Below are 22,712 nucleotides of genomic sequence, written 5' to 3'. Positions count from 1 at the left end.
TACAACCTGCTGATTCTTTTTATATGGTGTTTTTCATTAACGAATTGTCAGAATAAAAAAATGGAAGAAAAATACAGTTGGCTGGGAACCGTTTCTGCACCGCAGGAATACCCGATGGAAGTTTATGAAGGAGCTATTGTTGCCGATGATTTTACTTACGGCTTTGATGCCATCTGGGGAACACAGAATACAGGATGGGGGAAAGAAGGAGGCACCATGAACGTCAATACTGAAAGAATGGATGCACCTCATGAACTGGAATTCACATGGTATTCTCTGGTAGAAAATAAATTCTACACCGGAAAATGGAATCTGGATAAAGAAAAGATTAAAAGCCTTTTTAATGAAGGATTTGTAGATCAGGATACGAAAAAGAAAGCTACCTACAACTCCTTTGTGGTGGGACTAGCTCCCCAGGGAAGAGTAGTGCTTTGGATGAAAGGTCCTGGAAACCAGAAAGAAGTAGGTGCTTTTCAGGCTCATGATACCATTATTACCAAAGAAAAAGCATACGATAATGCTCAGTATATGTTGAAGGAAGGCTTTGCAGAAAGAATGTTGAAAGATCCGTCTTATAAGACATTCAAGCCGGAAGTTCGTGAGAAAATTGAAAAAGAAGGCTATCCTGCAGCAGATATTTATAACGTATACAGAGAGAAATACAACTGGAAACCTGTTGTGATTCTTCCTGAAGGAGCCACATGGATCGATTTTGGTTTTACCAATTATAATGGAGAGCAGGAAAATCTTTTTGACCAAAGTTTAAAAGAGAATACTTACAAAAGCAGAGCTATACCAAAATTCTGTGGTTTTTACTGGAAAGATAAAAATAACAACAGGTATGCGGTATGGATAGACGCTTTTGATGACAAAGAAATATTTGATCTGTTTCAGAAATCAGGAAAAGACAAAAACATTGATCTGACCATTAAAGTCAACGAAGATAATACCAAAGTTTTAGTGTCTTTAGAATCTGAAAAAGAAAAGCTGGCCGTTACCAAAGCAAAAATCAGGGTATCCCGAAAGATAGAATAATAGCATTCAATCAGTCAATTTAAAAACAAGAACGATGCACAACAATCAATTTGGAAGTTATACACCATCTGTATCCAAAGAGGAAGTACTGGATATTACCATTGGGATTTTTTTTGACGGAACCCTGAATAATAAAACCAATACAGACGAAAGAAAAAAGGGAACAGATGCCCATAAAAAACATGGAGGAGGAGCTAAAGACAATACCAGTTATAACAATGACTGGAGTAATGTAGCCCGCATGTGGGATAACTATGATAAAAACTTTGGTATTTATATAGAAGGAATTGGTACAGAAGATAAGAAAGGAGATGCTACCTTGGGATATGCTTTCGGAACAGGGGAAACCGGAATCAGATCAAAAGTGAGAAAAGGCTGCGAAGAAATTGTAAAAAAGGTGAAAACCCTTAAAGCTGAAAAGAAAGCTGATAAAATTGCGGTACTTACTTTCGATGTATTCGGATTCAGCCGTGGAGCTGCTGCCGCACGTAATTTTGTATACGAAATAGGAAAGGCAAAATATAAAGCCAGTTCACGCACCGTCGCAAACGAAGCTGTTTCAGTAACCACCTATTCAGATGATGACGGGAAAAGTGTTGATTCTGAAGAACTTCCAAGATGGGGGCACCTTGGCCTCAAGCTCGAAGAAGCAGGATTAAAGGTAGATGTCTTAAAAGTAAGATTTCTGGGAATCTACGATACTGTTTCTTCCTATTCAAAATATCTGTCACCGGTACCCAATTTCAGCAATGACGTAGAAGAATTAAGCCTGAATGAAATTGGAAAAGCCCAGACTGTAGTTCACTTCATTGCAGCCGATGAACACAGAGAAAACTTTGACCTGACAAGAGTACATATCGGAACTGAAAAAACATTCCCTGGTGTACACTGTGACGTAGGCGGAGCCTATGAAAACGGAAATGAAACATGGGAAGAAGTTGAGACATCATGGACTACCAGCAGCAAATTAGAAGCACTAAAGACAGAGCTTGAAAATGAAGGATGGTATCATAAAGGTGAGCTCACCATTACCCCCGGATTCTATTTGTCATTAAGAGGTTCACGTGATCTTGTGAAGACTTTTAGTTATATCCCTTTGCATTTTATGGCAGAATACGGCATTGATAAAAATCTTCCTATCACCTTAAAAAAGATGACGGATGATAAATATTCCATTTTGAATGATCAGTTTTTAATAGGAATAAAAGACCGTCTTAGAACTTACGTCATGGGAGACGGTAAACCTTATTCTTTCAGACATTACAAAGAGCTTAGGGATGCCTATGGAGGAAATGAAATCCCGGAACACCGTCAGGCAGCTTATCAGAAAGAAGTAAAGGAACAGGACGATTTAAGAAAGCTTCGTCATGAGTACCTTCATTGGTCTGCAAGAAGAGAAAAAATAGGAATGGATCCGAGACCCAACAGAACAAGGGTTATCCATTAAACATTTAAATAAGAGTATTATACCAAAAAAGAATTTGAAGCAGGAACATTTTTATGCAGAAATATAATATACATACCGTTCAGAAAGATGAAACTTTAAAAAGTATAGCCTCACTGTACGGGCTTGATAAAGATGCATTAAAACTCTTCCATAATAACCACTGCGCCGTTAAGGATATGATCCTGATTAACCTTAACGGGCAGAAAGAGCTTTTTGTTCCGAGAACTGCTGTTGCAGATAAAAACATTTTAGTCAAATTCGGAAGAGGAAACAGCCTTACTCTTCAGCCGGAAACTTCAGTGCGAAGATATAGCGTAGTTATTACCATTGAAAAAGGAGAACATAAAAGCGAATTAAAGTATGAAGTATCCGTTCGGTGGCTGAAAACAGAAAAAGGACATCATTTTTTTGAGATAGACAGAACATCAAAGCTTTATCTCAATGAAGAAGAAGTGAATGAAATTGCAGATCTGCTGGCTTACAGAACTTCTAAAGTTTTATACCCTTTACACATCAGTACGGATGAACATGGTCAATTTGAAGGAGTAGAAAATGCTGAGGCTTTTTCAAAAAGATGGCCAGCTATAAAAGAAGAGCTCTATAAAGAATTTGAAGGCAAAACGGTAAGCGACTACTGTGAAAAGATTGAAAAAGTAATCAGCCAGCCTGAGGCGATCAGTCTTTACCTGAAAAATGATTACTTCGTCCGTGCTTTATTTTTTGGAATATATCAAAGTTTTGGAAAGGAATTTAAAACAGAGATGACAACAACCTTTCCTGTAGTAGACAATGCAATTGAACCCAGCTACAAATTGACACTGGAAACAGATCCGGTGAAAGGAGAAACAGGCCTGATTACCATAGAAGGGTCAGGAAAATTATATGAAGAAAGAAATATTGATGATTTTATAAGAAGATCACCTTTTTCATTGATTATAGAAGACGACTCTGTGATGAATGAAGAAGGACATTTCAGACTCATAAGCTATCTGAAAGGAGAAACTTCACTTCCGGAATCTCTTTACCTCGAATGCAGTATCATGCTGCAGGAAGAGAAAAAGATTTCAGTATCAGTTTCAGGAATTGATGAAAACTAAATTACCACTTCACTAAAGATAAAATTAATATGGCAGAAAAACATATTGTAGTACAGGGCGCCCTATGCAAATGCCAGTTCGGGCAGGTTCCGGACAAGCTGAAAGTACTTACACATCAAAAAGAATATGCCAATGATAAAAGCGCTTCCAAAAAACTGATCGTCACCACGAAAGAAATTGGAGCCGCCACATTTGAAAAAAATACATTCGGAAACTGTACCAAAATGGGAGTGCCGCCGCCGCCGTGCAAAATTATGGTTACAGAATGGCAGAAATTTTATGATAAAGTACAACTCAGCAATGGCGGATATATCATTGTGGAAGACAGCAAAGCCGTATGTGCTGTTGCAGGAACGCCATGCATCGAGATTATAGACCATGGGCAAAGAGCGGAAGCCAGCCAGCAGAACTTTAAAAATGCCGATAAAGATGTTCAGCAGCAGATCAATCCGTTGGTAGATTCTGAAGAAATGTATAACGAACAGCCTTCAGGAGGAGGGCAGGATGGTGCAATCTAAATGATAAGAAAATGGCAAAAGGCGTAAAAAAAATAAAAGTTGTAAGCGGATTGTATTACCCAAAAATGTCTGTATTAGGGCAAAGAATTACCATAAAACCGGATCAGTGGGTGCAGTTCGGTGTGGACGAATGGCTGCCGGGCACTACAGATGCAGACAAAAAGAAACCGCTGACCTGGATGAGACAGAACAGCAGCAAAAAAATTATCATCAATCAGATCACCTCTGCTACCGGATATAAATTTTTAATTGGTAAGCAGTACTGCGGAAGCTATCAGTTTTATATCGAAGCCAGTCTTTCAGGAGTAAGAGATCCCAAAAATGATACAGGAATATATGTAAAAGGCTGGTGTGAACCTAAAATTATAAGCAGCAAATGGTCTACGCAGAAAAACAGCAAAAGCATCAAAAACAATAAAAAAGTTGATTACATTTCCTATGGACATATTGTTCACCTGAACCTCGTGACAGAAGGGCTTAATGGAAATACAGTCAGTATCGAACTCTGGAATCAGCAGACAGCCAAGGCAGATAAACTGGTACATACCTACAACAATGTACAGGTAATAGATGGTGAAGTCAATCTGAAAATAGAAAACACCTTTGCGTGGATGGCCTTTGTAGACAATATCCAGAATGTAGAGGAATTCTATGTTAAAGTGAAAGATGTTGCTTCCAAACAATATATCAAAGATAAATTGGGTGATGATCTTCATGCCATCTATCTGAATGTTAAAAATAAAGTAGCCACTACCAATACCAACGGTGCTCAGAACCAGACACCAACCAAAGTATATAAGCCGGATGTAAACTCTGTCAGACTTGAGCCCTGCAAATTTGAAGTGATCAAGATTACTGAAAATGAAACCAAGGACGGAAAAGCCAGCAATACAACCGTTAAAGTTTTTGACAATGGGAATGGCGTTAAACTGATAAAATCTGCTGCATTACAGGAACATATTCAGAGAACAATCTATTATAAATTTGATTCCACAGTCATTGATAAAGATGGGGTTGCTATTCTTAATAATGTACTCAAATTCCTTTTGGAACATAAAGATGCTACCATGAATCTCAGCGGCTATGCCTGTGTGATAGGAAAAGAAAATTACAATAAAGGACTTTCCCAAAGAAGAGCAGACGTTGTCAAAAAATTCTTTGCTGATGGTGGATTAGATCCCAGAAGAATAATATCCGTAGGAAAAGGAGAAGTAGATCCTACCGATGATAAAATGGGAAGAGACAATATCAAATACAAAAATGAGAAAGACTACGAAAATAACCGCAGAGTAGATATCTCATTTGTTTTTAATGCCCATGATGCACAAACTATTCATTATGAAGTAACAGCACCAGATGTCTCTACAAAGAAAAACCTCATCATTGATGTCACAGGTTTTCAAACCAATGAGTGTTTCAGGGATAGTAAAGGAAAACATAAAAAACAGATTCAGGTTGTAGATGTAGGACAGGCAATCGATAAAGGAGATACGGTAAAAACATTTACCACACCTACCTTTACTTATGGAGTATATTCAGATTTATCTCAATTTAATGCTCTTCCAATACAATATATCTGGCCTGCAGGGACAAATCCGAATCAGTTTCATCTGCATGTTCATACCTGCAGATATTATAGCAATGAGAAAAGGACGACAGTATTGATAAAAGCCTATCCGGATATCAACTGGACATTGAGTTTTACGCTGAACCTTACCAATGATCTCAGTGTAAAGTGGATGAATATGGATCCCCATGAGCATAAAGAACTGCAGAAAAAAGCAGGTAAAATGGGAGCAGAAAAAAGATGGAAGCAAAAGGATGCCTCACTTGCATTCAGTTTAAAGGCAAAATGGAACAATGATAAGCAGGAAAAAGAATTAAAATATCAGTACGAAACCAAGTTTAAAAAAATATATGATACATTTGCTGCCATAGGAGCATTGTCAGATGGAGTTCTTAATCAGGCCAAAGGAAAAGTACGCTCCATTTCTCCTAAAGGGATTCCAGTAAGCTTTGCTGTGAAACCTCCTAATATGGAATTGTCAGGTAACTGGCTTTTAAAGCATCCTAAGGATAATAATGCCATTATTGGTACAGATGTAGCTATAGGTTTGAAAGCAAATCCGCTGATTGGTCTGGAAATGACAGTTGATCTTCTGGGAGCCCTGGTATTTGGTATTTCCGGAGCGGTAAGCGGAGGAACAGCTGCGCCGGGAGTCACAAGGCTGTATCAGGAAATTCAGGGAAAACTGAAATCCGGAATAGATGTAGGGAATGATAATGCAGGCTTCAAGGCATCTGTTGATATCTTTATGGATCTTATTATTTCCAGTACGATAGAAGTGGAATCCGAATTTAAATTTAATACGGCAGGAAAACTCAAAGATTCCGAATTTAAAGTCTCAAGTAAGAGTAAACTTAAATTGGAATTGAAAGTAGGAGTGAAAATTCAGGGAGAAGTTTCACTGGCTGTTATAAAAGCAGAAGCTTATTTTGAAGCATCAGCATCCGGAAGTGCTTCCATAACCTATGGACATGGTATCAACTATGATGAAAAAGGACTTTATTACCGTCCTGTTCTCGGATTTGACGGCCTTGATGCCCAATATGTAGTTACAATAAGTGTAGGTCTTGCTATTAAAATTGCAAAAAATAAACATAAAGTGGAGGAAAGCAGAAATGGAAAATATGAAATTGCCAAAGGGGATTTTAAAAATGTAATTCCTCCTTTTGATGTGATAAAAGAATTAGAGTCCTTATTTGGAATGAGTGCAAATATTCCGTTGATTAAAAATGATTAATATTCATACAATGAAAAATCTTATCTTATTATTTAGCTTTTTGGCTATTGTGTCCTGCAACGGACAAACCGATCTGGAATCTTTAAAATTTGATGAAAAAGTATCGGATAATATTACGAAGGGAGAAAAAGAAACAGAAGCCAATTACGGATTATTATCATATAAACAGGCCGATGTTAAAAACTATAAGCTGGGAACTGTATCATTTTCTGAATATACCGTACCCAAAGGATATGATTATTCCAACAACAACCTTGCGCTTTTTGTAAACTCTTACCAGAATAATCAATACCTCGGATTTATACTGAACCTTGCTAAAGAAGACGAAGGGAAAAAGCTGATTGATTATTTGACTAAAACCTATGGTAACCCGGAAAAAAGATCCACTGATAAAACAGGAGCTGCTTACTTCTGGGATGCATCAGCTAAAAATAAATGGATATTTTTAACCCAAACTCAGGAACTGACACAGGACAATACAAAATATACCAATACCAAACTGATTGTAGTAAAGAAAGGAACCAGAGTGGAGAATTCTTCAGATGCCGGCACTTTCTCCATCTTAGACAGTTTTACCCTTGCTTATCCTAAAAAATAAAAAATGAAACCTTATTACGAAATAGATTTTAGTGCGGTAATGTGTTCATTTCAGATCAAAATTAATGATGTGGAATTAATTTCATTGAGTATTGAGGGACAGACCAGATCAGATTTTCCCATCAATCATCTTATTCTGGAAGGAGGTAAACAAACGATTGAAGTGAAAGGTCTTCCCATGGACGGGCATCAGGAGTTACACGAAGATTCTTACATAAGATACAGAGTGAATCTCTATGATATGGCTTCCGGAGAATATGCTTTTGTAAAACAGTTTGATGAATATTTTACCAAAAAGCCCGATAAAAACATACCTTTTATAGGACACGCAAGTACATTTGAAGCAGATGTACCTTATAAATTGGAGGCATGGCAGAACGGAATGAACCTTAAAGACGCGAAGTTCGACGTTAAAGAAAAACTAATCAGAAAGTATAACGAAATTATAAAGCTGATTAATGGCGGCAATTACAGTTCGTTCATAGCACAATATCAAAAAAGAGAAAATAATAACGCTGTAGCCATGTATCTTAGCAAAAGCCAGGCAGAAGGCAGGATGCAGAGTATCATTTCGGATATGCAGAATGGATACAAAGCGCAGAGCCTTCCGGATGATATTCAGGTAGAATATTCAGCATTTGGAAAGTTGGCCGCGTTAAAATGTACAGATATGATGTCTGCATTACGCCTTGAAAATCCGGAAAGTGAGGAGGAATTAGTTCTGCCCATAACATTTTATATCCCAGAAGGGAAGGATGAGTTTGAGATTATATAGCAATATTTAAAAGAAAGAAATACTGAAGCAAAATTCAGATATTTCCACCAGATTTTAGAACAAAATAGATGGAAGTAAAAAAAGGAAGACCATACATTGCATATAGTATTTTAGGAATAATAGCTGCAGGCTTTATTTACTTTATTCTGTGGATTATTTTCAAAGATAGAATGCCGCTGCATGAATATGCTTCTGAAATTTCCAATAACTATGACAGTTACGCAGAGAAAGCGATCGTTTTTTTTCCTTTACTTTTTTTTGTTTTCATCTTTATTGTTTTAATGAAGCCTACTGCTTCAAAACGTTTTTTACGCCTGCAATCCTCACTGCCTACCTCTAAGATCCATTCTGTAGCAAAAGGACTGGCAGAGATTGAAGGAACTTTAATGATGATGAATCCTTTATTTTCACCAGTAAATAATGAAGCCTGCATCGGATATTATTATACCATTGAAGATATTGACAGAGATTCAGACGGAAAAGAAAGTTACAGAACCATTCACAGGGAAACGAAATGCAATATCTTCCGGGTTAAAGATGACACAGGAATCATAGAAGTAGAACCGGAAGGAATAGAGCTGGTTTTATTAGAAGAAACCAATGTAAGCAGCTACGGCGGTAAAAGGTACAAAGAAACTCTTTTAAAAGATGGTCAGAAGATGCTGCTGGTAGGCTATGCCGATTCTAAAAACGGAGTACCTTTCATCAGAAAAGACGATTATTATAAAATACTCGGTATTACTTCTTCCTCAGGAATCACAGTCTGGAACAAATACCAGCCCTTGCTGAGGTCATTTATGTTTACCTGTTCCATCATCCTTTTAATAATTATTTATATACTTACACAATAATGAATCAGACGGTCGCTATCATATTACTTATCCTGCTTGGGGTAGTTATTATAAGTTTTCTGATCAATCTGTACAACAAATTGGTCATGCTCAAATTTAACGTTGACAAAGCATACGGCAATATTGATGTGGTGCTGAAACAACGTGCGGATGAAATTCCCAATTTGGTCACCGTTGCCAAACATTTTATGAACTACGAAGAAAAGCTGCTTACCCGCCTTACAGAGCTCAGAACTTTTTACAATAACAGTACTGATGCCAATAAGAGAACCGAGATTGCCAATGAAACCTCAAAAGCGCTTTCTTCATTCTTTGCGGTTTCAGAAAACTATCCGGAACTGAAATCTAATAATAATTTTCTTGAACTGCAGAAAAGAATTTCCGATCTGGAGAACAAAATAGCAGACAGAAGAGAATTTTTCAATGACAGTGTAAACCTTTATAATATTGGAATTCATGAATTTCCCAATGTGATACTGGCAAAAATGTTAGGCTATAAAGACAAAACGTTACTGGAAATTACAAACGAAGAAAAACAGTATGACGGGGTTCAGTTTTAATACTTTTTTCGGATTAGAAGACAAAATAGCTGCTTACCCGGAAGCAACCATTTTCGGAGCGATGTTAGTACCCATTTTGCTGCTTATTCCGATAGCAATGATAGGATGGATCTTTAGAAAACTGAAATTCAATATGTACATCATTCATGTATTGATGTATACTTTGCTTTTTACATTTATAATAGGAACACTGACCATATTTATCCTTTTCTTTATTACCGATAAAAATGGAGTGAAACTGGCCTATTGCTGGCTTACGATACTTACGGGAATGTTTGTTTTCAGTTTAATCAATGCCAATACTATTACCAAAATGTTTAGTGATTGGTCTAAAATAATTAAGGAAAGACAAAATCAGTAATTTTAGAAAAATATAGCATGATGAAAAAAGCAAGAGTGCTGGTATTGATTTTTGTAGTATTGATCAATATCTGTTGTGGAAATCAATCATTTGACCTGTCATCAGTTTCATTAGGGGAGGATGCAAAGAAGTATGATTTTGAAAACAAAGACTTATTTCTGAAAGATGGAGCAAAAGCTGATATCATTCAATATTATGCTGATGAAAACAAAGGAATAACCTACGGAAATATACCATTAGATAATAGCATGGGTACAAGGATTACAGTATACAAAGGAAAAGTAGGAGCTCTCGACACCAATGCTGCCGAAAAATCTTCTCTGGAATTTGTAGAAAAAATAGTAAAAAAGAATGGAAATCCTACTGCTTCTATTACAGATAAAGCCACGGTAGATCCCAAACTGGTAAAACCTATTTTTGAAAAGCTTAAAAAACTTTCTCCGGAAAAAGTGTCATGGAATCAAAATGAAAAAAATTCCTTTACATATCCTACTTCTTTCTTCTGGGATGACGGGAAAAATTATTCCATATTAAGTATCTCCATTGAAGATGATGGGAAAATAAGAAATAAGTACATTTCTGTGACAAAAGAAGCTTACCGTAATAACGCAGTTTTTGGGTTGAAATATTCAACACCTCCTGCGTCTCCATGGTATAAGTATATGAACTAAATATAGGGCTTAAAAATAGAAAGCAATAAATAAAAAAGCATCTCCGGATACTTCAATTACTTTTTTTCTGTTCTATTATTGATAACTGCATACTAACACTAACATTATGAAAAGATTGAAATATATAGTAATACCAATAGTCTGTTTGGCAATTGCTTCATGCGGACATCAGAAAAATAAAGAGACTGAGTCTTTTGTTGAAACACAGGGAAGTACTCAGACAGAGCCCTTCAATCTTGCTAAAATTGCTGTAGGACAAAATATCAATGAAATTTTAAAATCTGCCGGAGCAACGGCTAAGGATGCTGTACGTACCACTGACGTTACGCTGATCGGAAATGAAAAGCTGGCTTTTTCATCAAAAGAATTATTACATTTCAACGGGATAGATTTAGAAGGAAAAAATAATAAAAATACCAATAAAGTCCTTCTGCATTTTGGAAAAGTAGATCAGGAAATCGGCCCGCTTGCTAATGAAAAAGAAGATGAATTGGGAATGTATCAGCTTGATATCTATACAGAACACGAAAAAACAGCACTTCTGGATAATCTGAATAAAACACTTCAGAAACCTAGCTTTGATACCATCCGCGAAGGTTTTGAATCTGAAGTTAAAGACAATGAAATCATTCAGACTCACAATAAATTCAGACAGGAAGTTGCCATCTGGAGAAACAGAGATATGCTCTATTACTACTGTGAAACCAAAATAGATAATAAACCGGACGAATACCGTTGTAATCTCTTCGTATTCAAAAATAAAGAATGGAAAGACCTTCTGAAAGGGTCAGGATATCCGGACCTGGATAAAATCTCCCTGAACTAAAAGAATATAGCAAAGAAATTAAACCATTTGCTTAGCCGGATCAGCTTGCTGATTCCTCTTCGTCCTCTAAAATAAAACATTAGAAAAATAAAATCTCTGCGTTGAAAAGATCTGCTCAATCAGTAAAATCTGCGAGAGTTAAAAAAAAAAATGCCGGTCCAAAAAGAACCGGCATTTTTATATCAAATCAGTATTTGAATTATTTTACTAAGAACTGCATCGTTACCTGATCCAGCTTCAAAATATAAACTCCCTGACCAAGATTTCTTGTTTTAATAGAGTTTCCATTTCTGAAAGGCTGATCAATCGTCTGAAGAGTTTTCCCCTGAAGGTTATAAATCTCCGCTTTTCTTACCTTCTGAAGATCTCCTTTTACAAAGATTTCCTGATTGGTGATAGGGTTAGGAGAGATTTTAAAACTGTTAGAAGTAGTTTCAGTAGCTGTACTCTGAGCCATTCTTGCACTTGATCCGGAATAACATGTCCATGCAAGATCATCAATAGCCACTCTGTTGCTTGATGAAGTATTAACCAGACTTACCACTACATTTCCTGAAATGTTGATATTGTTAATGGTCGTCGTTGTAACTGAAGTACTGTAAGGAATAGTTCCTACGGTAGTTCCGTTTACTTTTACATCAAAAGTACCGTTGGTTCCTGAGAATTTAAGCTGCGTAGTTACCGTTAAAGATCCAATACCGTTTGCAGAGCTTCCGGAAGTTAAAGAACCGTTTCTTACCGTAATCGATTTATTGTTAATAGTTTGGTCTGTTCTTGCATCCGTTGCTGTCCAGGAAGTACCTCCGTTGCTCCACGTTCTCGTTGTATAGGTAGAGCTGGCTGCAGGAATGGTTTCAAAATTTTCATTGGCACAGCTGGTACCCGGAGTAGTACCGCCAGAATTAGTAGTGCCGGAAATTGTTGAGCTGTTTGATGATGAATTTCCTGCGGCATCCTTCGCTACTACATAAAAACTGTAAGTTGTAGAAGGAGTGAGCCCTGAAATGGTTGTTGAAGTCGAACTTGTCGTAGTTTGCAGACTTCCGTTCATATAAACGTTATAAGCTGTTACGCCTACGTTATCGGTAGAAGCATTCCATGCAAGAGAAATACTGCTGGAAGTTGTTCCTGAAACATTCAGACCTGTTGCCGCAGTAGGTGCCTGAGTGTCACCTGAGGGCTGTTGAGAACCCCAGATAAGGTTAACATAATTTGGATTGTCGATAAACGGGTTTCTGTTTCCCTGGAAAGTATATGAAGCATTATTTCTTTTGATCTCAGCCTGAGAAACAGGATCCTGATTATGCCATGCCAGTAGAACATTAAGTTCCCAGGTCTGTAGTCCCGGAAAAGTAGAGCTTCCTAACATATTTCCTGATGAAAATGTTGAAAGTTTGCTTTGGTAACGGGTTACAAAATAGAAAATCATACGGGCCACATCTCCTTTAAACTCATCAATCGGTTCAAATACAGTTCCTGAATATCCTGAAGAAGCAGAAGTTCCAAGCTTGGAGCCATTCAGTGAAGTAAATGAAGCACTTCCCACCTTTCCGAAAGGATAATTACTTCTCATTCCATTTACTTTCCCGTCTGTAGCTCTGATAAAGTGAATATCCGCAACCATTGGCGAAGCTTGATTGAATAGGCTTTGAGGAACAATATGCTCTCTGTTATAACAATTTCCTTCAGTAGAATACGTTCCACACTGATCAGATCCCGGAGTATAAGTATAAGGATCACTACCTGCTGGTCTTTCAGAATAAATATCAAGGATGGTTCCGTCATTTTCATAGTCCTTATCGATATCAGTGGTTTTATAAGCTGTCCAAAGCCCACTGTACCCTTTATCCATATGTCCGTTGGTGATAATGCTGCTTAATTCAGTTTTCAGTGCTGCACCACTCAGTCCGTTGGCAGAATTGTAGTATCCTGCAGGAGCCTGGGCGTGGGCAAGTCCCGCAAATACAGAAAATAAAATGATTTTTTTCATAATTAATATTTAGTATAAAGTTTCAGCAAGAATACCACAATTTTTGTGAATAAAAAATTACAAAATTGTTAATTTTAAATGCACTGTATGCGATACATAATGAGTGATGAATGATAAGTGATAAATGATAAATGATGAATGATGAATGATGTTGTGGTTAAATATCTGTATCTGTATTCAATAGAGGTGGGCTTTAGTCCGCCTTAACATTGTAATTCCATTCATCGGGCTTTAGCCAAAACTTAAAACTTAATAATTTTATCCATAAAAAAAGCCGACACAAAACGTACCGGCTATATAATGGATGACATTAATGTTATTTTCTTTGTGGCGGATAATTTTTCATAATCTCAGCCATAATCTCCGGGATTTGTCTCTGTTTCGCTTTTGGAGAATCTACAGAAATTCCGCTTCCGATACCCTGCCAAACCAATTTGTTGCTTTTTGCATCAATAAGGTCAACAATCAGTGCACCTTCATTATAATTGGTTGTCCATGTTCTGCTCATGCCGACACCCCATCCGAAAGGTCCGCCCCATCCCCACATTCCGTAAGGAGAAGAGGAATTGATATCCGTGATTTTTTTATGATTTGCTTTTACGTTGATAATCAGATCAGGGTTTTCTCCGGACTGAAGTCCTTTGCTCTGAAGCTGTCTGGACAGTTCATTCAGTACTCTGTCTTTATCAATATCATTCAGTTTCAGATCATCAATTCTTATTTTATATGTTTTATAAGAATTGAAATTGGCGGTTTCAGCATAATCTGAACGTACCTGAAAAGGGCTACAAGAAGTTAAGCCTAATGTAGCAGATGCCAACAAAATAAAAATATATTTTTTCATTTTATTTATTTTTTTTATCACTTTTAATGAATGTATCAGTCTTTTTATCGTACCCGTAAGGACAGTGTCTGCAGCCGCTTTTACAGCAGTATCCTCTTTTCAGATGGAATTTTTCTGTAAAAACCTTGTACCCCTGTTCATTATAGTAGAAGTCTTCACCTTCTTTGATGTCATAATGGGCCATAAGTTAAATGCTAGTCAAAAAACTTTTTATATTTGTTACTATGATAATTGTATGCCAAAAGCCTTTAAAAAAATTAAAAATTAATGGCATCGCTCTCTTTCCCTTTATCTTCATTAGGAAACCCGAAGATAAGGAAAATAATGTATTGATCAATCACGAAAAAATTCATTTACGCCAGCAACTGGAAATGCTCATCATTTTCTTCTATATTTTCTATGGTATTGAATACTATTACTGGTTTTTTAAACTCAAAGACGGATATCTGGCCTACAGAAGGATCTCCTTTGAAAGAGAAGCCTATGCTAATGAAAACAACCTGAATTATCTCAAAAAAAGAAAATTCTGGAACTTTAGAAAATATCTTTAGAATAAGGGCATGATGCATTGGAGTTCCGGGTTACGAGATTCGGGTTCAGGATTCTGGCTTCCGATTTATTCTTTGTAATGACAGAAGTATTAAGATCTTTCACATCAAGATAACCTGAATATTTTGGCATTGCAGTACTGTATAATTCAATAGGAATGGGCTTTAGCCCTTTTATCAAAAAAGCAAAATTTATCCGGCTTTAGCCAAAACTTAAAAAAGTATCAAACAACCATCTGTAGAAATCCGTTTTTCTGTGGTAAAAAAACAATAAAAACAACAAATTGTCACAACACTAAATCTTTTCCTACTTTTGTAAAGAATAAACTCTGATTCGTAAAACTGAAATGCTATTAAAACTTCCCACAAAACCTGTTTCCATCAAGGAAATTCCAATTCATAAAAACGTAAAGCTTTTCATTAAAAGGGAAGATCAGATTCATCCGTTAATTTCAGGGAATAAATACTGGAAACTCTTTCACAATGTTAATCATTATCTGGGAAGAAATCCAGATAATCCTTATATCATCACTTTTGGAGGTGCTTTTTCCAATCACATTGCAGCGGTTTCCGCAGTAGGCAGTATGGCTGGCATTCCAACACTAGGAATCATCAGAGGAGAAGAACTGCTGCATAAATGGCGGGACAATCCAACTTTACTTTTTGCCAAAAGAAATGGAATGAACCTGAAATTTGTCACCCGCGAAGAATACCGTCACAAAGAAAAACTAACGGAATTCCTTCAACAGGAGTTTCCTGAGGCATTGATAGTTCCTGAAGGAGGTACCAATAAAGAGGCTGTGGAAGGGGTAAAAATGATGCTCAACGAACAAACAAAAGATTTTGACTATCTTTGCACCGCAGTTGGAACCGGAGGTACTATTGCTGGAATTTCAAAATTTTGTGAAGAGAATCAGAAAGTTATAGGATTTAAAGCTGTTGACGATGCTTCTCTGGAAAATAAAATTTTTGAATTAACTTTGAGACAGAATTTTAATCTAATAAATTCATGTTTTGGAGGTTATGGTAAAATAAGTGATGGAAACGTCCATTTTATCAATGATTTCAAGGAGAGATACGGTATTCCTCTGGAACCGATTTATACAGGGAAAATGATGGAGAAGATTTTTGAACTGATAGAAGAAGAATATTTTCCTGAAAACAGTAAGATTTTGTGCTTTCACACTGGTGGATTACAGGGAATTGAAGGAGCTAATCTGCTGTTGGAAAAACAGAATAGAAATTTAATTATATAAGTAAAATTGAAAAACATGAAACATTTAGTGTTCCATCTTTCATTTTAAAACAATAAAAAATATAAGATGAAAAGACTTTTTCTATCCATAAGCCTTTTAGTTTTATCAAAATTTTCAGCCCAGACTTGGGCAACCGAAGATCAGTATATTCAGAAGTTTGCTAAATATGCAGTAGAAGAAATGGAAAAATACAAAATTCCGGCTTCTATCACTCTTGCCCAGGGATTACTGGAAACCGGAGGCGGGCAGAGCAGACTGGCACAGGAAGGTAAAAACCACTTCGGTATAAAATGTAAAGAAGACTGGACCGGTAGAACGATGAAACATACCGATGATGCACCTAACGAATGCTTCCGTGTGTACGACGATCCAAGACAGTCTTATGAAGACCATTCTATATTTTTATCCACAAGAAAATATTACGCTAACCTTTTCAAATTGGATATGAAAGATTACAGAGCGTGGGCAACCGGCTTAAAAAAAGCAGGATATGCTACCAACCCGCGCTATGCTTCCATTCTTATCTCCAAAATTGAAAAGTATAAATTATATGAATACGACAATACCAATTCTAATGAAGTATTGTACGCTGTTCTTAAAATGTATCCGGATCTGAAAGACGACAGAACTTTCATGGCACAGCTGGAACCTTCAAAAGCAACCAGAAAAGTGAAAGAACCGGTTACCGTTGAAGTTCCTTATAAACAGACTTCTTATGCACAACAGCAAAAAAGAGTAGAAAGAATTAAAACGAAAGCTGAAATTCTTAATTCTATTCTGATCAAAAGTCATCCGAATGACGGGTTGAAATATATTATCATTCCTGAAGATACCGATGTGAAATTCATTGCCAACAAATTCAAAGTAAGCGAAAGCAGACTAATGAAATGGAATGAGCTTGAAAACGAAACGTTGAAGAAAAATGACATCGTTTTCCTTGAGTCTAAAAATTCAACCGGAAATACAGCCACCTATAAAGCTGAATACGGAGAAGATATGCATGATATCGCACAAAAATTCGGAATCAAGTTAAATAAATTATATGCTAAAAACAGGATGGATGAAGGACAGCAGCCATCTGCTGGACAGCTTATTTATTTAATAGACAAAAAACCACGAAACTAATTTAATTTTTTTGTTGAGAGTCTACCGTTGACAGCTAAATGCCAACCAGCAACTGTCAACAGCAACTAAGTATATATGAAATATCAAAGAAGTTCGGCTTTATTTGATGAAGCCTACAAATACATTCCGGGAGGTGTAAACTCTCCGGTAAGAGCATTCAAATCCGTAGGAGGAGTGCCCGTTTTCATGAAATCGGCAAAAGGAGCTTACCTTACCGATGCAGATGACAATACTTACATCGATTATATTAACTCATGGGGCCCAGCCATTTTAGGACATACACATCCTGAAGTATTGGAAGAACTGAAAATACAGGCAGAGAAAGGATTCTCTTTCGGAGCTCCTACAGAACTGGAAACAGAAATTGCAAAATTCATCATTGAAAATGTTCCGAATATTGACCAGATCAGAATGGTTTCTTCAGGAACAGAAGCATGTATGAGTGCCATCAGACTGGCAAGAGGATATACAGGAAGGGATAAGATTGTAAAATTTGAAGGCTGCTATCACGGACATTCAGATTCATTCCTGATCAAAGCGGGAAGTGGTGCAGCAACATTCGGAAACCCAAATTCTCCGGGAGTAACAGCGGGCACAGCTAAAGATACTTTATTAGCACGTTACAATGATTTCGAACAGGTTGAGGATTTATTCCGTCACAATCACGGAGAGATTGCTGCAGTGATTATAGAACCGGTTGCGGGGAATATGGGCTGCGTATTGCCAGAAAATGATTTCTTACAGAATCTGAGAAAAATCTGTGACGAAAACGGAACTTTATTAATCTTTGATGAGGTAATGACCGGTTTCAGATTAGCTTTCGGAGGAGCGCAGGAACTTTTTAATGTAAAAGCAGACCTGGTGACTTACGGAAAAGTAATCGGTGGAGGTCTTCCGGTAGGAGCTTTCGCTGGTAGAAATGAAATCATGGATCATCTTGCACCCAAAGGCGGTGTTTACCAGGCGGGAACATTAAGTGGAAATCCTTTAGCAATGAGAGCCGGATTAAAAACCCTTCAGCTTATTAAAAATGACCCTGAATTTTTCAGCAGGTTGGAGAAAACAACAGAAACATTGGATTTTGAAATCGGAAAAATTCTTAATGAAAAAGGAATCGCTCACAGAATCAACAGAAAAGGTTCTATGATGTCGGTATTCTTCCATATCAGCAGTGTTTCCAACTTTGATGAAGCGCAGGAAGCTAATCATTCATTGTTCAATAATTTCTTCCACCAGATGCTTCAGAATGGAGTTTACCTTCCGCCAAGCGGTTACGAAACATATTTCATCAGTGATGCCATCAAGGATAAAGAGATTGATATGACACTGGAAGCAGTAAGAAAATTTGAATATTCAAATAAATAAAAATAAATAAAACCGGATTTTAGATCCGGTTTTTTTATGGAAAAGAAAATTGATTTGATGAGTTTAGATTGAAAAAAATCAACGCAATCTCTGTCGCTGCAGTAGAAGTCTTAACAGAGTAAAAACAGCATTATCTGGATTCCTATGGAATGACAAGCGTTGTGGGATACTCTTAGTTGTAGTGTAGAAAGATAAACTGAGTATTTCAGCAGAGAATTACCACAAAGTATAAATCATACAGATTTTGTAATAAACCATACACTTCGTTCAGGGTACTTCTTTTTAATTTTGTCTTAAATAGATTGGAAATGAAGACCTCAGACAATAATATATCACGTAAAGATTTCATCCGAAACTCAGCGTTGGCTGTAGCGGGACTCACCTTAATACCCAATATCATGACTGCATCGCCTTTCGATGAGAAAAATCTTTCAATAAAAGGAAAAATGAGCCTTAAGAATGTTCGTCTGGAAACAGGATTTGAATACCAGGATGGGGAAGTGTCTTCTACCCAAACGGATCTATTTTATGTTGAAGTTGAGAACGGAAAAATTATAAAGATTTCACCCAATCAACCTAATGCTAAAGCGGTAGATGCAAAAGGACTGTTGATGCTTCCTGCATTTAAGGATATGCACATCCATTTGGATAAAACCTTTTATGGTGATCAATGGCAGGCTGTGAGAAAGAGAACCGGAGGCATAAAAGGAATGATAGAACTGGAGCAGAAAATGCTTCCTGAGATGCTGAAGAATTCAACTTTCAAAGCCGAAAAACTGATTGAGTTATTACAGTCTAAGGGAACTTCCTTTGCAAGAAGTCACGTGAATATTGAACCCACTTCAAAACTTCAGTCATTAAAAAATCTTCAGAAAGCTTTAGAAAACAAAAAGAAAGGCTTTGGAGCTGAGCTGGTGGCTTTTCCACAGCACGGTGTGTTCTATACGGATTCCGTACCTTATTTGAAAGAAGCGGCGAAGATGGATATTGATTTTATAGGAGGAGTGGACCCGTTCAACATCGACGGAGATATCGAAAAAGTGATCGATTTCACGGTTCAGCTTGCTTTAGACAATAAAAAAGGAATAGATATTCACTTACACGAAACCGGAGACTCGGGATTGAGAACGGTAGAATATCTGATTAAAAAAGTGACTGAAAACCCTGCTCTGAAAGGGAAAACTTATTTAAGCCACTGTTTTGTTCTTGGAAAATTAGAAGCCGAAAAACAGGAAGAAATTGCTGAGAAATTGGGCGACGCACAGATCGGAATTGTCTCTACAATACCTTTCGGAAGGTTGATTATGCCTATTCCAACGCTTTACAAACATAACGTAACTGTCCTTACCGGGAATGACAGCATTGTAGACCACTGGAATACCTTCGGAACCGGAAGTGTCCTTCAGAAAGCCAATTTAATGGCTCAATTGTATGGATATTCAACAGAGTTTTTATTGTCAAGAAGTTTAAAACTGGCAACAGGAAATATTCTTCCGCTGGATGATAAAGGAACTCAGCAATGGCCAAAGTCAGGTGATAAAGCAAATTTTGTATTGATCAACGCAAGCTGTTCTGCAGAAGCAGTATCAAGAATTTCAGAGGTAGAGTCTTTAGTTCACGATGGAAACGTTGTTTTTTAATTTAGAATAAAAGGATTAAATAAATTAATATATAATCTAGTTGTGTTTTTTCAACCATAAAGGGGATGCAAGTTTACGAAAGTCACGAACGAAGATGAAAAATGAAGATAGCGTGATACAATAAAGCTTTTGTTCCTTTTGTGGTTGTTTTAGTTTTTTCTCTCGTAAATTTTAGTAATTTTAGGAGAAAATCAGGCAGAGTGGCTTACCATACAGATCATTTTCCTATTTTGGGAATTCAGGAATTTAGTGATAATCAGTTGAAAAGCTGTAATCTGCTGTTCAATGAACTTTCCGGAGCGCGCTCCATTGATGATCCGCACAAACATGATTTTTTTATCATCAATCTTTTTGAGAAGGGAGTAGGTTCGCATACCATAGATTTTACAGAATATCAGGTTAAAGACCATCAGATTCATCTTGTTTTTCCCGATCAGGTACACCAATGGGTGATTGAAAAAGAAACCATCGGGTATCAGCTGATGATCAGTAGAGATTGGTTTGAAAGTTTTCTGCCCTCATTACGGTTTTCTGCCTCGTATTATCAGAATCATCCGGTGATCAATCTTTCCAAGGAAGTTTTTGAAACTTTTCTGTATGAATTTCAGGCTATCCAGAAAGAATTGAGTGGGGAAAAAGTCTTTTGGGAATTGATTCAAAAAAGAAGTGAATTGATTGGTTTGCTGGTGAGCCAATCTGTGGAGGGTGCTTTCAAAGATTTTGAAATTTACAATTCTAATCCTATTATTTCAAAGTTTCTCCATCTTATTGATGAATATTTCAAAACAGAAAGATCCGTTTCTTTTTATGCAGATAAACTGAATATTTCCGCCAATTATCTGAATATTGTCTGCAAGAAAAACCTCAATGCTTCAGCTTCATCCCTTATTCAGGACCGTATTTTACTGGAAGCCAAAAGACTGTTGAAAGTTTCCGAAATGTCTGTGAAAGACATTGTTTATGATCTCGGGTTCTATGATCATGCCAGCTTTTCCAAATTCTTTAAAGCCCAAACGGGAATGACACCTTCCCAGTTTAAAGAATAATCTGTACAAAACAAGACATAATTGATACACCGGTTTTAGCTTGAACATGGGTTAATTTTGTATTGTTAAAATTTAAATCATGCAATTTCCCTATCAATTAACTGCAAAAGGAAACTATTCCCTTAAAAATGTCCGCCTGGAGACTGGCTTTGAATACGAAAATGAAGAGGTTATCGGAACAAAAACAGGCCTTTTCAGTATTGAAATTGAAGACGGAAAAATAAAAACAGTAAAAGCTAATGATCCTGCTTCCAAAGCAATTGATGCAAAAGGTTATCTGATGCTTCCTGCTTTCAGAGACATGCATATTCATCTCGATAAAACCCTGTATGGTCTTCCATGGCAGGCACTTTCTCCGAAAAGAAGAACCGTGAAGGATATGATTGCCTATGAACAGGAAATCATTCCTGAATTGCTGAAAACTTCGGTAAGCAGAGCAGAACAGCTGATCAGTTTGCAGCAGCATTACGGAACTCATTTTGCGAGAACCCATTTTAATATTGATCCTACCTCTGGATTGAAATCCCTGGAACATCTTGAGCAGGCTCTTGAAAATAAAAGAGATTCTTTCAAAGCCGAGCTGGTTGCTTTTCCACAGCATGGAGTGTATTATACGGAATCTGCTCCGTTGATGAAAGAAGCTGCACAGTTGAAAAGTGTAGAATTCATTGGTGGGCTGGATCCTTTAAGTATTGATGGAAGTATTGAGAAAGTAATGGATTTTACCGTTCAGCTGGCTTTAGATCACAACAAAGGAATTGATATTCACCTGCACGAAGCAGGAGAGTCTGGAATGAAAACCATCAGTTATCTGATTGATAAAGCGATGGAAAACCCTGCACTTCAGGGAAAAACGTTTGTAAGCCATGCATTTGCTTTAGCCCATCTTTCACCCAAAGAAACAGAGCAGATTGCAGAAAGACTGGCTGCCGGAAAAGTGGGAATTGCTTCTTCCGTACCTTTTAAAGGAAAAATAATGCCTATTCCAACGCTGAAAAAATATGGGGTTAATGTATTGATCGGAAATGATAATGTGCAGGACTACTGGAGTACCTTCGGATCCGGAAATATGCTGCAGAAAGCTAATCTTATTGCGGAGCTGTATGGTTATGCTACAGAATATTCTCTGTCGAGAGCTTTGCAGTTTGCTACTCAAAGTACTCTTCCTCTGGACGAAAAAGGAAAGCAGCAATGGCCAAAAGCCGGTGATGAAGCAGCAATTGTTCTGACAGATGCTTCATGCTCTGCAGAAGCTGTTTCCAGAATGTCTGAAATAAAAGCCCTGATGAAGGACGGGAATTTATTTTGGAGAAATTAATGTGAAGTATATATATTTTTATACACTTGTTTTTTGTA

Annotated in this window: 23 protein-coding genes; 19 read left to right on the top strand and 4 right to left on the bottom strand. The window is 37.0% G+C overall.

Annotation, left to right across the window (positions count from 1 at the left end):
- Positions 1–60 precede the first annotated feature (60 nt).
- The 12 genes from PZ898_RS09195 (at position 61) to PZ898_RS09140 (ending at position 11,542) form a co-directional block, all read left to right on the top strand.
- Positions 61–1,035 (top strand): DUF2931 family protein, encoded by a 975-nt coding sequence (locus PZ898_RS09195; RefSeq protein WP_228432434.1) that lies wholly within the window; start codon positions 61–63, stop codon positions 1,033–1,035.
- Between the two features lie 34 nt (positions 1,036–1,069).
- Positions 1,070–2,482 (top strand): DUF2235 domain-containing protein, encoded by a 1,413-nt coding sequence (locus PZ898_RS09190; protein ID WP_277695361.1) that lies wholly within the window; start codon positions 1,070–1,072, stop codon positions 2,480–2,482.
- A gap of 53 nt (positions 2,483–2,535) precedes the next feature.
- Positions 2,536–3,579 carry a hypothetical protein gene (locus tag PZ898_RS09185; protein WP_277695360.1) on the top strand — a complete coding sequence of 348 codons (1,044 nt, stop codon included), beginning with the start codon at positions 2,536–2,538 and terminating at the stop codon, positions 3,577–3,579.
- A gap of 29 nt (positions 3,580–3,608) precedes the next feature.
- Entirely contained in the window at positions 3,609–4,097 is a 489-nt protein-coding gene (locus PZ898_RS09180) for a DUF4280 domain-containing protein (RefSeq protein WP_062674244.1), read from the top strand.
- Positions 4,098–4,108: 11 nt separating this feature from the next.
- A complete protein-coding gene (locus tag PZ898_RS09175) occupies positions 4,109–6,901 on the top strand; it encodes an OmpA family protein (RefSeq protein WP_277695359.1) in 2,793 nt (930 codons plus the stop codon).
- Positions 6,902–6,911: 10 nt separating this feature from the next.
- Positions 6,912–7,499 (top strand): hypothetical protein, encoded by a 588-nt coding sequence (locus PZ898_RS09170; protein ID WP_131797511.1) that lies wholly within the window; start codon positions 6,912–6,914, stop codon positions 7,497–7,499.
- A 3-nt stretch (positions 7,500–7,502) separates the two neighbouring features.
- The gene (locus PZ898_RS09165; protein ID WP_216444072.1) at positions 7,503–8,273 is read left to right on the top strand and encodes a hypothetical protein; all 771 of its coding nucleotides are present in this window, start codon (positions 7,503–7,505) and stop codon (positions 8,271–8,273) included.
- 68 nt (positions 8,274–8,341) lie between these two features.
- Positions 8,342–9,124 (top strand): hypothetical protein, encoded by a 783-nt coding sequence (locus PZ898_RS09160; RefSeq protein WP_277695358.1) that lies wholly within the window; start codon positions 8,342–8,344, stop codon positions 9,122–9,124.
- The gene (locus tag PZ898_RS09155) at positions 9,124–9,684 is read left to right on the top strand and encodes a LemA family protein (RefSeq protein WP_136522569.1); all 561 of its coding nucleotides are present in this window, start codon (positions 9,124–9,126) and stop codon (positions 9,682–9,684) included. The genes PZ898_RS09160 and PZ898_RS09155 overlap by 1 nt, the downstream gene beginning before the upstream one ends.
- Positions 9,665–10,045, top strand: coding sequence for a hypothetical protein (locus tag PZ898_RS09150; protein ID WP_277695357.1), 381 nt, complete (start codon positions 9,665–9,667; stop codon positions 10,043–10,045). The genes PZ898_RS09155 and PZ898_RS09150 overlap by 20 nt, the downstream gene beginning before the upstream one ends.
- Positions 10,046–10,062: 17 nt before the next feature.
- Positions 10,063–10,716, top strand: a complete 654-nt coding sequence (locus PZ898_RS09145) for a hypothetical protein (protein WP_277695356.1) — start codon at positions 10,063–10,065, stop codon at positions 10,714–10,716.
- A 106-nt stretch (positions 10,717–10,822) separates the two neighbouring features.
- Positions 10,823–11,542, top strand: coding sequence for a hypothetical protein (locus PZ898_RS09140; RefSeq protein WP_123279365.1), 720 nt, complete (start codon positions 10,823–10,825; stop codon positions 11,540–11,542).
- 199 nt (positions 11,543–11,741) lie between these two features.
- Here PZ898_RS09140 and PZ898_RS09135 read toward each other — a convergent pair whose 3' ends face one another.
- The 3 genes from PZ898_RS09135 to PZ898_RS09125 form a co-directional block, all read right to left on the bottom strand.
- On the bottom strand, positions 11,742–13,532 hold the full coding sequence (locus tag PZ898_RS09135) for an endonuclease (protein WP_062674264.1): 1,791 nt from the start codon (positions 13,530–13,532) through the stop codon (positions 11,742–11,744).
- A 316-nt stretch (positions 13,533–13,848) separates the two neighbouring features.
- A complete protein-coding gene (locus tag PZ898_RS09130) occupies positions 13,849–14,376 on the bottom strand; it encodes a DUF4136 domain-containing protein (RefSeq protein WP_047434230.1) in 528 nt (175 codons plus the stop codon).
- A 1-nt stretch (position 14,377) separates the two neighbouring features.
- Positions 14,378–14,560 carry a DUF5522 domain-containing protein gene (locus tag PZ898_RS09125; protein ID WP_047434227.1) on the bottom strand — a complete coding sequence of 61 codons (183 nt, stop codon included), beginning with the start codon at positions 14,558–14,560 and terminating at the stop codon, positions 14,378–14,380.
- Between the two features lie 40 nt (positions 14,561–14,600).
- Between PZ898_RS09125 and PZ898_RS09120 the strand changes: the two genes are divergently transcribed.
- Positions 14,601–14,927 (top strand): hypothetical protein, encoded by a 327-nt coding sequence (locus tag PZ898_RS09120; protein ID WP_120231980.1) that lies wholly within the window; start codon positions 14,601–14,603, stop codon positions 14,925–14,927.
- Here PZ898_RS09120 and PZ898_RS09115 read toward each other — a convergent pair.
- Complete coding sequence (locus PZ898_RS09115) at positions 14,911–15,057, bottom strand: hypothetical protein (protein ID WP_216444076.1); 147 nt, start codon at positions 15,055–15,057, stop codon at positions 14,911–14,913. The two genes, PZ898_RS09120 and PZ898_RS09115, sit on opposite strands and share 17 nt — an antisense overlap.
- A 214-nt stretch (positions 15,058–15,271) precedes the next feature.
- Here PZ898_RS09115 and PZ898_RS09110 point away from each other — a divergent pair, with 214 nt between their 5' ends.
- The 6 genes from PZ898_RS09110 to PZ898_RS09085 all read left to right on the top strand — a co-directional run bounded on the left by PZ898_RS09110 (position 15,272) and on the right by PZ898_RS09085 (position 22,674).
- Positions 15,272–16,180, top strand: a complete 909-nt coding sequence (locus PZ898_RS09110; protein ID WP_277695355.1) for a pyridoxal-phosphate dependent enzyme — start codon at positions 15,272–15,274, stop codon at positions 16,178–16,180.
- A 66-nt stretch (positions 16,181–16,246) separates the two neighbouring features.
- Positions 16,247–17,305, top strand: coding sequence for a glucosaminidase domain-containing protein (locus PZ898_RS09105; protein ID WP_062674272.1), 1,059 nt, complete (start codon positions 16,247–16,249; stop codon positions 17,303–17,305).
- 75 nt (positions 17,306–17,380) lie between these two features.
- Positions 17,381–18,670 carry a glutamate-1-semialdehyde 2,1-aminomutase gene (gene hemL / locus PZ898_RS09100; protein ID WP_277695354.1) on the top strand — a complete coding sequence of 430 codons (1,290 nt, stop codon included), beginning with the start codon at positions 17,381–17,383 and terminating at the stop codon, positions 18,668–18,670.
- Positions 18,671–18,978: 308 nt separating this feature from the next.
- The gene (locus PZ898_RS09095) at positions 18,979–20,310 is read left to right on the top strand and encodes an amidohydrolase (RefSeq protein ID WP_277695353.1); all 1,332 of its coding nucleotides are present in this window, start codon (positions 18,979–18,981) and stop codon (positions 20,308–20,310) included.
- 200 nt (positions 20,311–20,510) lie between these two features.
- Complete coding sequence (locus PZ898_RS09090; RefSeq protein WP_062674278.1) at positions 20,511–21,356, top strand: helix-turn-helix domain-containing protein; 846 nt, start codon at positions 20,511–20,513, stop codon at positions 21,354–21,356.
- Positions 21,357–21,435: 79 nt separating this feature from the next.
- Positions 21,436–22,674, top strand: coding sequence for an amidohydrolase (locus PZ898_RS09085; RefSeq protein WP_277695352.1), 1,239 nt, complete (start codon positions 21,436–21,438; stop codon positions 22,672–22,674).
- Positions 22,675–22,712 lie beyond the last annotated feature (38 nt).

It is taken from the genome of Chryseobacterium sp. WX, from assembly GCF_029542485.1.
Lineage (GTDB): Bacteria > Bacteroidota > Bacteroidia > Flavobacteriales > Weeksellaceae > Chryseobacterium > Chryseobacterium cucumeris.
This window is presented reverse-complemented; position numbering and strand designations above follow the sequence as displayed.

Excerpts from the sequence above, each read along its gene's own strand:
- PZ898_RS09130 (WP_047434230.1), bottom strand. The coding sequence starts at position 14,376 with ATGAAAAAATATATTTTTATTTTGTTGGCATCTGCTACATTAGGCTTA.
- PZ898_RS09160 (WP_277695358.1), top strand. The coding sequence starts at position 8,342 with ATGGAAGTAAAAAAAGGAAGACCATACATTGCATATAGTATTTTAGGA.
- PZ898_RS09140 (WP_123279365.1), top strand. The coding sequence starts at position 10,823 with ATGAAAAGATTGAAATATATAGTAATACCAATAGTCTGTTTGGCAATT.
- PZ898_RS09155 (WP_136522569.1), top strand. The coding sequence starts at position 9,124 with ATGAATCAGACGGTCGCTATCATATTACTTATCCTGCTTGGGGTAGTT.
- PZ898_RS09190 (WP_277695361.1), top strand. The coding sequence starts at position 1,070 with ATGCACAACAATCAATTTGGAAGTTATACACCATCTGTATCCAAAGAG.
- PZ898_RS09115 (WP_216444076.1), bottom strand. The coding sequence starts at position 15,057 with ATGCCAAAATATTCAGGTTATCTTGATGTGAAAGATCTTAATACTTCT.
- PZ898_RS09170 (WP_131797511.1), top strand. The coding sequence starts at position 6,912 with ATGAAAAATCTTATCTTATTATTTAGCTTTTTGGCTATTGTGTCCTGC.
- PZ898_RS09180 (WP_062674244.1), top strand. The coding sequence starts at position 3,609 with ATGGCAGAAAAACATATTGTAGTACAGGGCGCCCTATGCAAATGCCAG.
- hemL (WP_277695354.1), top strand. The coding sequence starts at position 17,381 with ATGAAATATCAAAGAAGTTCGGCTTTATTTGATGAAGCCTACAAATAC.
- PZ898_RS09095 (WP_277695353.1), top strand. The coding sequence starts at position 18,979 with ATGAAGACCTCAGACAATAATATATCACGTAAAGATTTCATCCGAAAC.
- PZ898_RS09085 (WP_277695352.1), top strand. The coding sequence starts at position 21,436 with ATGCAATTTCCCTATCAATTAACTGCAAAAGGAAACTATTCCCTTAAA.
- PZ898_RS09110 (WP_277695355.1), top strand. The coding sequence starts at position 15,272 with ATGCTATTAAAACTTCCCACAAAACCTGTTTCCATCAAGGAAATTCCA.
- PZ898_RS09165 (WP_216444072.1), top strand. The coding sequence starts at position 7,503 with ATGAAACCTTATTACGAAATAGATTTTAGTGCGGTAATGTGTTCATTT.
- PZ898_RS09150 (WP_277695357.1), top strand. The coding sequence starts at position 9,665 with ATGACGGGGTTCAGTTTTAATACTTTTTTCGGATTAGAAGACAAAATA.
- PZ898_RS09135 (WP_062674264.1), bottom strand. The coding sequence starts at position 13,532 with ATGAAAAAAATCATTTTATTTTCTGTATTTGCGGGACTTGCCCACGCC.
- PZ898_RS09195 (WP_228432434.1), top strand. The coding sequence starts at position 61 with ATGGAAGAAAAATACAGTTGGCTGGGAACCGTTTCTGCACCGCAGGAA.
- PZ898_RS09125 (WP_047434227.1), bottom strand. The coding sequence starts at position 14,560 with ATGGCCCATTATGACATCAAAGAAGGTGAAGACTTCTACTATAATGAA.
- PZ898_RS09185 (WP_277695360.1), top strand. The coding sequence starts at position 2,536 with ATGCAGAAATATAATATACATACCGTTCAGAAAGATGAAACTTTAAAA.
- PZ898_RS09120 (WP_120231980.1), top strand. The coding sequence starts at position 14,601 with ATGATAATTGTATGCCAAAAGCCTTTAAAAAAATTAAAAATTAATGGC.
- PZ898_RS09105 (WP_062674272.1), top strand. The coding sequence starts at position 16,247 with ATGAAAAGACTTTTTCTATCCATAAGCCTTTTAGTTTTATCAAAATTT.
- PZ898_RS09175 (WP_277695359.1), top strand. The coding sequence starts at position 4,109 with ATGGCAAAAGGCGTAAAAAAAATAAAAGTTGTAAGCGGATTGTATTAC.
- PZ898_RS09145 (WP_277695356.1), top strand. The coding sequence starts at position 10,063 with ATGATGAAAAAAGCAAGAGTGCTGGTATTGATTTTTGTAGTATTGATC.